Annotated in this window: 7 protein-coding genes; all 7 read left to right on the forward strand. The window is 38.2% G+C overall.

Going from position 1 to position 10,032, the window contains the following annotated elements:
- Positions 1-46: 46 nt before the first annotated feature.
- The 7 genes from ACUN2T_RS09670 (at position 47) to ACUN2T_RS09700 (ending at position 8,545) form a co-directional block, all read left to right on the forward strand.
- On the forward strand, positions 47-1,189 hold the full coding sequence (locus tag ACUN2T_RS09670; protein WP_445497841.1) for an MFS transporter: 1,143 nt from the start codon (positions 47-49) through the stop codon (positions 1,187-1,189).
- A gap of 447 nt (positions 1,190-1,636) precedes the next feature.
- A complete protein-coding gene (locus tag ACUN2T_RS09675) occupies positions 1,637-2,779 on the forward strand; it encodes a cupin domain-containing protein (RefSeq protein WP_445497282.1) in 1,143 nt (380 codons plus the stop codon).
- Positions 2,763-3,983, forward strand: coding sequence for an aromatic ring-hydroxylating oxygenase subunit alpha (locus tag ACUN2T_RS09680; RefSeq protein ID WP_445497283.1), 1,221 nt, complete (start codon positions 2,763-2,765; stop codon positions 3,981-3,983). Before ACUN2T_RS09675 ends, ACUN2T_RS09680 begins: the two co-directional genes overlap by 17 nt.
- Complete coding sequence (locus ACUN2T_RS09685; RefSeq protein ID WP_445497284.1) at positions 3,976-4,470, forward strand: aromatic-ring-hydroxylating dioxygenase subunit beta; 495 nt, start codon at positions 3,976-3,978, stop codon at positions 4,468-4,470. Before ACUN2T_RS09680 ends, ACUN2T_RS09685 begins: the two co-directional genes overlap by 8 nt.
- 87 nt (positions 4,471-4,557) lie before the next feature.
- Positions 4,558-5,742 carry a CaiB/BaiF CoA transferase family protein gene (locus tag ACUN2T_RS09690; protein ID WP_445497285.1) on the forward strand — a complete coding sequence of 395 codons (1,185 nt, stop codon included), beginning with the start codon at positions 4,558-4,560 and terminating at the stop codon, positions 5,740-5,742.
- Positions 5,743-6,084: 342 nt separating this feature from the next.
- On the forward strand, positions 6,085-7,053 hold the full coding sequence (locus tag ACUN2T_RS09695) for a TauD/TfdA dioxygenase family protein (RefSeq protein ID WP_445497286.1): 969 nt from the start codon (positions 6,085-6,087) through the stop codon (positions 7,051-7,053).
- A gap of 265 nt (positions 7,054-7,318) precedes the next feature.
- Entirely contained in the window at positions 7,319-8,545 is a 1,227-nt protein-coding gene (locus ACUN2T_RS09700; protein WP_445497287.1) for an MFS transporter, read from the forward strand.
- Positions 8,546-10,032: the final 1,487 nt, after the last annotated feature.

A 10,032-nucleotide genomic window follows, 5' to 3' on the forward strand; every position in this document is an offset into this window, starting at 1 on the left:
CCCGGCCAGCGCGCCTCCACGTTTGACTTCGTTCATCGTGCTGCTTATGTCGGTGGCAGTCGGTCTTTCTGTGGCGAGCAACTACTATGCTCAACCTTTGTTGCACAGCATTGGTTCACAATTTAACGTGTCCACTGCTGCGGCTGGAAGTGTGGTCACGGTAGCCCAATTGAGCTATGCCGCCGGGCTTATCTTGCTGGTGCCGCTGGGTGATATCATTGAGCGGCGCAGTCTGATTGTGCTTATGATGGTTCTGTCTGCCTTCGGTTTGTTGATCACGGCGTTTGCACCCAGCCTCTCTTTTGTCATATTGGGCACTGTTGCTGCTGGTGGCTTGTCGGTTGTAGCGCAAGTATTGATTCCTTTTGCTTCCACTTTAGCCGCTCCGGGCGAACGAGGCAAAGTTGTGGGTACGGTCATGAGTGGGTTGCTATTAGGGATCCTTTTGGCCCGTACTGTGGCTGGCACGTTGGCCGACCTTGGCAGCTGGCGTACCGTTTACTGGGTTGCCGCTGTGTTGATGTTGGCTATGTCTGGTGCACTCTGGTTCGTACTTCCACGTTATAAAAGCCCGGTAGCGCTGAGTTATCAGCGTCTGCTTGCTTCTATAATCCGCTTGTACACCGATGAACCTCTGTTTCGCGCCCGTGCCCTGTTGGGGGGGCTTTTGTTTGCTTCGTTCGGTATGCTATGGACGTCCCTGACCTTTCTCTTAGTTAGTCCACCTTATTCTTATTCAAACACCATTATCGGGTTATTCGGGTTGGCCGGTGCTGCTGGCGCTTATGCAGCCAACTGGTTCGGACGCATGACTGATCAAGGGCAGGGCAACCGATTCACCTATATCGGTTTGATATTATTGTTAGTGTCTTGGTTACCCGTTGCATTTGGTCAGATCTCTGTATTGTCCTTGCTGGTTGGTATTTTGTTGCAGGATTTGGCTATCCAAGGTGTTCATGTCACTAACCTGAACACTATCTATCGTTTGGATCCAGAGGCTCGCAGCCGCCTTACTGCGGGAATGATGACTTCCAATTTCATTGGCGCTGCTGCCGGATCGCTGATTTCTTCATGGATTTTTTCCTACGCAGGGTGGTCCGGGGTCTGCATCGTCGGTGCTTTCCTGGGGGCGATTGCTCTGGTGTATGCAACTTGCGTCCAAAATGCTCGCATCCCTGAAAATGTGTGATGGAGTGATAATTGATATTTTCATGCTATGTCAGATTGTAAATGATAATATTCATGTTATTTAAAAAGGGATGTGAAGAAATAAGCCTGAAATGAAGGAGTTATTTTATGTAACTGTTGTGGTCAACTTAAATAATTATATGAATCTGCCGGAATATATAATTTCAGGTTTATTACTCTTTTGCTTTGATGTTTCTTCTGTTATTTTTAGTTATGTGAGCTAAATCGAACTTTATTATTTGTTTTATTGTGTTCATTGATTGTTTGTTATCGTAATCGTATACTTAATTATGAGTATTTTTGTACGAATGACTAAAACGATCCAAGCGAAGAAATGAGAGTAGTAGTTTATTTCTTGGTGGCGGTATAGATTAATTTAATTGGTTTGGACTTCATGATCTCGCTTTGGTGAAATTATTTGTATTTTAAATAATAAGTGAGAATAAAAATGAAAAAATTATCTGATATTATGTTGGTTAAACGAGATGAAATTCCATCAATGAGAACAATTGAAGTTGATGGTGTTGAACATTGGTTAGGACATGTTAAAGATTTTATGAAGAATAAATCTCTTGTCAATTTCCTTCCTGGCGATAATCGTATTTCTATGGCGTGGGTACGTTTGGAAGCAGGTGAAGAATTAAATGAGCACATTCACCCAGTCGAATCAATGATATTAATGTGTGAAGGTGGAGCACATACGACGGGTGAGATAAAGGTTGACATGAATGCCGGAGATATTCTTTTAGTGCCGCCAGGTAGACTACATGGATTTAAGGGGATGACCCCTAATGGATTTTGGGGTCTTTCAATCCAATTCGATTCTCGCGGTTTATATGAAGATATCACAGATCCATGGGCAGTCTTTTATCCTGAAATGAAATCAGAGAAGGTGGGTGATAAAAATATTGCTGAACAACTGTTCCAGCTCAATGAAAAATATATGGATAGATTTGATAAACATCGTTTATTCGCGCTTGTACGGAAAGGGTTGCTTAAAAATCCTGAAGCTAAGAAAAGATTTCTGGATTGTTTCCAAGTTTGGTCGAATCATTTTCAAAAAATGGTTCTGGCACGGGTGATAACTTTACAGGATCCTAAATTTGAAGAATTGGCTTGGCTTCATTTGATTGAAGAGTTAGGCCATAACCGTATTTTATCGAAGAGTCGAACAGATCTTCGAATTGTATTTGATCCGGTTCTAGAATCCACAAGTGCGTGGTTCCCTTGGAAAATGAACTCAATTAGTGATATTGAAAAAGTTGTTTTGGTTCACTTAGTTGTCGAAGCCTCAGCAATATTCTTCTATAAGCATATTCAGCCTGAGATGGCATCCACTGCCACTGGAGGTCATTTTGATATTCATACAATCACTGATGATCAGCATATGGCAATGGGTTATGCATTCTTACGAAATATATCTTTGGGTGACGGAGAACGATTATTTGAAATTCAACGTCAAGGCTGGTCTGTGTTGATGTCTATTATGGGGCGAATTGCTGATTTGGTAGTGCACAATTCAGATGAGCATTCAATAAATAAGAAAACGCAGGAATCAGGAAAAGGAGCTGACGTTGAAATGGCCAATTGAGGGGCCCCGTCGGGTGCCGTCTGAGGTATATACAGATCGTGAAATTTATAATCGTGAACAAGATTATATTTTCAAAAGTCGAACCTGGAACTATGTTGGTTTAACCACTGAAGTAAAGGATATCGGTGATTTTATTCAAACATTTGTAGGTGAAGTTCCGGTAATTCTTGTGAGGGACAGAAGAAATAAACTTAGAGTATTTGTAAATCGTTGTACACATAGAGGTGCTCAGATATGTCATCAAGGGCGGGGGAATGTGAAATTATTTACCTGTCCTTATCATGAATGGTCTTTTAATCTTGATGGCACTCTTGTTGGTATGCCTTTTCGTCGGGGTATTGGTGGAAAGGGAGGGATGTCACCATGCTTTGATTCAACTGAACATGGGTTAGAACAACTTAATGTAACTGAGCGGCATGGCGTTGTTTTTGCAAGTTTCAGCTTTGAGATTGAACCGTTTGAAGCGTATTTGGGGCCTGGCATATTGGCTTACTTTGATCGGGTATGTAATGGCAAGACATTACGTGTTATTGGAAAAATGCAGCATAGAGTGCATGCAAATTGGAAGCTTCAGGTAGAAAATGTAAAGGATCCATTTCATGCAGCACTGCTGCATTCATTTTTCCTGACTTTTGGTATTTGGCGTTCTGATCAAGAAACTCACGTTAAAGTAGATAAACACGGACGCAGCAGTGTTCTTGTTTCAACCGCAACATTTAAGCAAGCTCAGAATGACCCGTTTAAGAAACAGCTGAATTCTCAAAATGGTTTCAGTCTTAATGATAAACGATTAATTGAGTATCAATATGAATATGAGCATGGTACGGGGGTCGTAATGACCATTTGGCCAAATCTGATATTCTTGCAACAATTAAATTGTTTGGTCATGAGGCATGTGAAACCAAATGGGCCTGATTCATGTATTAAAACCTGGACATTTTTCGGATATGAATCGGATAGCCCTGAATTGATTCAAAAACGACTATATCAGGCAAACTTATTTGGCCCGTCGGGATTGGTAACAATTGACGATAATGAAATATTGGCAATGGCTCAGATCGGTTCAGCGGCTTCTCCCGACTCAGTAGCCGTTCTGGAAGCGGGTAATGGAGAGGAGGATGCGGATCATATGATGACTGAGTCAGCTATTCGAGGGTTTTATAAATACTATAAAATAATTATGGGTTATGCAGACAATGAATAGAACGCTAAAATTTCGTGAACTCACGTTGGATGTTCAATGGCTTTATGCCGTCTACAACGAGTCTTTGGATGAGGGTAACATTGAACAATGGCCAAATTTTTTTGTTAAAGATAGCCACTATAGAATGACATCCAGGGAGAATTTTAATCAAAATTTTCCACTGAGTTTTGTACTCTGTGATGGGCAAAAGATGATTAAGGACAGAGCTATTGCATTGCAAAAGACGGTCATGTATCGCAGAAGATCTCAATGCCGAATAGTCAGTGGTGTACGATTGATATCAATAGATGACGTCAATGTTTATGGCATTAAAGCATGTTCATCTTTTGCGATATATGAAAGTTTATATGGTGAATCCAGTAAACTACTTGTTTGTGGACGTTCACATGACGTAATAGTTCAAGATGACGGTATATTAAAATTCAAAGATAGAATGTGTATTCTAGATACAAACATAATTCCTGATTCGATTGTATTTCCAATTTAAAATATTCTAACTTCTTTTTGGAAATTAATGACTCATTATTTACAGATAGAAAATTTGAATTTTTACCTATCACTATAGGAAAAATATATGTCTCAATTACCAATGTATGATCTGCTTGTTCTCGATTTTACCCGGCATAGAGCGGGCCCTGTTACTTCCCGATTATTGGCAGATTGGGGGGCAACAATCATTAAAATTGAAGAGCCTACCGAGCTTGGGGACAGCATGGGTGGCTCACGAGAAGGATTTGATTACCAAAATCTGCATAGAAACAAGCAGAGTTTGTCTCTGAATTTGAAAACAGATGATGGGCAAAGCGTGTTTAAAAAACTGGTGAGTAAAGCAGATGTTGTTTTGGAAAATTTCAGACCTGAAGTTAAATATCGGCTTGGCCTTGATTATGACTCAGTGAAATCAATAAATGAACGTATTATTTGCGGGAGTATATCAGGATTTGGGCAAACAGGTCCTTACTGTAAAAGACCTGCTGTAGACCAGATTATTCAGGGAATGTCAGGTTTAATGTCAGTGACTGGTATACCTGGTAGCGGACCTGTACGTGTTGGTGTAGCAATCACTGATATAAGTGCGGGAATGACGTTAGCTCAGGCAGTTTTAATGGCGCTTTATTATCGTGAAAAAACAGGCCTGGGACAGTGGGTCTATACTTCTTTACTTGAATCTACGATCTCAATGCTTGATTTTCAGGTGGTAAGGTGGCTTGCTAATGGTGAGGTACCAACCCAAATGGGTAATGATCATCCAACATTAATGCCTATAGGGTTATTTCCGACGGCTGATGGACAAGTTAATATCGCTGCTGCTGAAGATTCAAAATTTAGACTTTTGTGTAAAATTTTGGATATCCCAGCGTTGGCTGATTTTCATGAATATAGCAATATTGCCCTGCGGTCTTTAAATAGAGCTTCATTATGGAATAAATTGACAGAAAGAATAAAACATTTTAAAAGTACCGAGATAATTGAAAAGCTTAATGCTGTAGGGATTCCTTGTGGGCCTTTATATACGATAGAGGAAGCAATGAATGATGAGCAAATGAATCATTTGAAAATGAAATGTTCAATTAATCACCCCCGTCTTGGTCAATTATCATTAGTTGGGCAACCATTTCATTCTAGTCGTTTTTGTGACATGCAAACCGTCAGGGCTGCTGCTCCAGAGCATGGAGAACATACTGAAATGATCTTAAAAGAATGGCTAAATTACCAAGATGATGAAATAGCTGAGTTGCGTAATAATGGAATAATATAAGATTTTTTTCTTTACTCATTTTTCTGCTCTGCTATATCTACAAAAATAAGGTAACAGAGAATTTATTGTTCTATTTTTGATTGCATTTTTTTCGCGTTAATGCGTGTTTCTTTGATAATGATGAGTGGATTATATTTTTAATCGATTGAGTCAATTTTTCATCTGCAATTTTTTATTCTGTAATTTCCTCTTGGAATATATCGGGTAATCTTATAGTAACATCCATTCTGAGAGATTTTTGTTCATTGGTTTTAATCTTTCTGGCATCAATCTTCTGGGCAGTAGATATAATAATAGGCTTGCAAATAATAACGTCAATTAAAAATTTCTTATGGTGATAACATGAGCATAAATGAAATTAATACAGAAAATATTAAGGAAAGGTTTTCTTTACGTAAGCTAAGTCCATATTTTTGTGCTGAGATAACCCGCATTGATTTGAGTCAACCGTTAGATGATGGATGTATTCAAGCGATATCTGATGCATTGGCTACTCATGAAGTTTTGGTTTTTCCGAACCAATACCTTTCAACGGAAGATTTATTGCGAATGGGGGGGTATTTTGGTGAGCTGACGGTTCATCCTTTCGCGGAAAATTCAGCAGAGGTTCCGGAGCTTATTGTCTTTGATTATAAAGAAGGTAATCCGCCGGTCTTAACTGATCGCTGGCATTCTGATGAGACATATCGGGAATGTCCACCTTTAGGAACGATACTTTATTCTAAAGTTGTTCCTGAAATTGGAGGGGACACTTGTTTTTCGAGTATGACCGCCGCTTATAATGCACTTTCAAATAAAATGCAGCAATTTATTTCTGGGCTTGAAGCTATACACGATTTTGCATCTTACAAATATCTTTTTCCTGAAACGGATAAAGGGAGGCAACAACTGCGTAAAAATGAAGATCAATATCCACCCATTAGCCATCCAGTAGTGCGTATACATCCGGTAACGGGGAAAAGAATTTTATTTGTTAATCCTCACTACACTCGATATATCAAAGGCATGGATGATAGAGAGAGCTTTGAATTACTGCATAGCTTATATCGCTCTACTTCCATTTTAGAATATCAATACCGGCATCATTGGGAACCTAATATGCTTGTGTTTTGGGATAATCGTTCTGTTCAGCATGCTGCGGTTCATGATTATTATCCCAATCCGCGTTTGATGGAACGAGTAACAATAAAAGGTGATCGACCTGTTGGTGACGGTACAATGGTTCAACAATCAGATTTACGTAAATTCAAAGTAGATCAATATGATCACACGGATGATCGTCGTGCCTTGCGCCAATTTGAACTTGAATGAGTTTCTTTTATAATAAAGGAGGGCTAAATTAACCAATTAGCTCTCTTATACCAATAAAATATTAGTTTATGCTTTGCATCCACATTTTGCATTGAGATGAATTGAAGTTAACTGGATGATTTATCTTTCTAATTAATAATAATGCACTCTTTAACGTCGGTGATTTAAAATGAATAGTATGACAACAGTCAATATCTAGAATGTTATCAATAGTCAAAAACTTTCAAAAATCCAATGGCAAATATTAATTCTTTGTTTCTCTATCGTGACTATTGATGGCTTTGATACAGCATTAATGGGTTATATTGCACCAGCAGTGATAAATGACTTTAACGTAGAAAACATTATTCTTGGGCCAGCCATGAGCGCTGCACTTTTTGGTTTAGCATTGGGCGCACTTTTTTCTGGTCCGCTTGCTGATAGATTTGGTCGAAAATTAGTACTTACAATATCAGTGGGTGTTTTTGGTCTGTTTAGTTTGGTTACCGCCGCCGCTGATTCAATACAGACATTAACTCTTTTGCGTTTTTTGACAGGATTGGGTCTTGGTGCAGCAATGTCAAATGCAATAACTTTAATATCTGAGTATGCACCAGAGCATCGGAGATCTTTGTTAATAAATATCGTTTTTTGTGGCTTTCCTTTTGGTGCGGCGCTAGGCGGAATGTTTTCTGCGTGGATTATCCCACATTTTGGATGGCAAGGTGTTCTGATTTTAGGGGGGATTTTGCCCCTGTTTTTATCTGTATTTCTTTTTTTCCTACTGCCTGAATCACTGAAATATCTCATTTTAAAAGGTAATTCAGAAGAAGATATAAGACGAATTTTGTTTAAAATGACAAACGGACTTTTAAATGAGGTAAAGAAATTTACATTTGATGAAGAAGAAATTATCCATGAATCTTCAATCAAAACTATTTTTTCCAGCCGATTTCTACTTGGGACAACTATGTTATGGATAACCTATTTCATGGGATTATTGGTTTTTTATGTTTTGACAAGTTGGATGCCGATTTTAATGAGCGATGCTGGTTTTAGCATTAGTATGGCAGCCGTGCTTACGGCATTATTTCCTTTGGGGGGTGGAATCGGCGTTGTTTTCTCTGGTTGGTTAATGGATCGGGTTAATCCTCACAAGGTAGTAGCAACTAATTATATTCTTACTGGTATTTTGGTCTTTTCTATTGGTCTGGGGGAAAGTGTATTTTTATTGGGTATTTTAATATTTCTTGCAGGGACAACAATGAATGGCGCACAGGCGTCAATGGGAGCAATTGCAGCACAATTTTATCCAACTCATTGTAGGGCAACCGGTGTTGCCTGGATGTTAGGATTTGGAAGATTAGGCGGGATCTGTGGTGCTTTATTTGGGGCAGAATTTATCAGATTTGGATTAAATAACAGCACTATTTTTGCAATCTTATCCATTCCCGTCATTCTAGCGGCTGCGACATTGATATTTAAAGATGTAAGTTATAGAAGGAATAAATAGCGTGTTTTCTCAGAAGAGGTTGCCGTTTTGTACGGGTGAATTGATGAGCTGAATTTTGTTCAGTTTATTGAAGATGCACAAGAATTGGCGTTATATCCCGTCATGATCTCATTGCAAAACGTTGGGAGCAGATAGCGCGTTATGCGCAAACAGTTAGAGATTATCAACTGCAAGCGTTAGCGGTAATTGCTGCGTCAGTTTTATGCGATAGAACCTTCTCCTTCTGTTTCTTTTGTCACGGATGAAAAACCGGAGTTGTTAAATAGAGAACCGTTGTTAGGTTGGGTACAGATAATGCCTGACTCTTGACTTCGGTTGATTGTTATTCCTAGTAACCATTTTGGTTTATTGGAGAATAATGAAAATAAAACGGTTTTAGCTCAGACCTTGAATAGGGTGTTTGCAGTGCATTGTGATGGGGAGTTACTGTAATACGGATATATTAAGCAATATAGAATCATTTAATGCCTGGGTGATAATCCGGAATATATTATTTATACCGAATTTTTTATGGGTCAAAGCAGAATAATTAAAGTTATAACTCCAATGTGAGTTATTTTTTTAAGTTTATTTGTTATTATTGTTTTTATTTTATATTGTGTGATCTAAGTTGGGTTTTATTGTTTGTTTTGTTTTATTTTTTTGATTGACTTGGTATTAAAATCGTACATTTAATTGTAGAGTTGTTGTTGTAAATATTTCTTGTAATAAATAATTTTGAGAAAGTCATCTAAGATGTGATCATGGTAATGTTTTCCCTAGTGGTAATATAGTCTGATTATTATCCTTAATATTTCATGATCTCGATTTTGGACATATAGGGCCTATTTTAAATAACTCGCTATAATTAAGAATCTACCCATTAGGTGTGATTTTTGTTGGCCGTTCTTGTGAATAAATAGTGAATGCAGACGGTGTGCATAAACCGGCATGTACATATAGTATGTGAAGAAGGCAAGAGTGAAAAAGCGGTGGAAAAATCTGAATTTATATATTTTGAGGTATATACAAATTGAATGATATTAAGCTTTTTTCTAGCTTGCACAACGTGTTGGGAAATATCGCCAGACGTCCAAAAAACTGCATAAAAGAACTATCTGGCTGGAATGTATCGGGTGGAAATCAATATTTTATTGCGTTAATTATTACTCTGCTAATATTATTTTATGATCATAAAATAATATGTGGTGGAATTAATTGTAATTTATAATGTTTCTTTATGGTATTAGGTGTAATTCTATTTATATGGAAAAAATGGAATTTCTTGTTGTGCATAATAAGGTGGATTATTTATTCCATTGTTAGGGGAGCTAGCGCCGAAGAATTGTTAATTATGCGTTATTGATCGGGCTATGGCACGGTATCTTGAATTGATATCAGATATGCCCGTTTTTATTTCTTGGGGGCAAGAAGTAAGAAAGAAATATTGGTGATGGCTGTCAGGAATGACAGTTTTCAAATTTCTAACAGATTCGTTGAGGTAATAG

This window comes from Photorhabdus machadonis (assembly GCF_052657765.1).